This window comes from Bacillus sp. SIMBA_008 (assembly GCF_046535495.1).
Lineage (GTDB): Bacteria > Bacillota > Bacilli > Bacillales > Bacillaceae > Bacillus > Bacillus subtilis.
Genome location: NZ_JAWRWL010001096.1, coordinates 1 through 243, shown reverse-complemented (window position 1 = coordinate 243; position 243 = coordinate 1). Strand labels below are relative to the sequence as shown.

Here is a 243-nt window from a genome sequence, read left to right as displayed (position 1 = left end):
AGTACAGCATCGCCGACATGGCGATCTACCCGTGGATCAACCCCTACGGCGGTGCGCCGCTGGACCTGGCGCCGTTCCCGCACATCGTGCGCTGGCAGGCCGCCATCGCCGCCCGCCCGGCCACCGGCCGCGCCTACGCGCTGAAGGACCAGGTCAATCCGAACGCCGGCAAGCCGCTCACCGAGGAAGAGCGCCGGCACCTGTTCGGCAAGAAGTAAGCCGCTCCCCGCCCCCGAGCCAACC

Annotated in this window: 1 protein-coding gene; it reads left to right on the top strand. The window is 70.8% G+C overall.

Annotation, left to right across the window (positions count from 1 at the left end; genetic code table 11):
- Window positions 1-218 (top strand): glutathione S-transferase family protein (locus SB658_RS26805; protein ID WP_486308228.1); only part of this gene is annotated, 218 nt, incomplete at its 5' end.
- Window positions 219-243 lie beyond the last annotated feature (25 nt).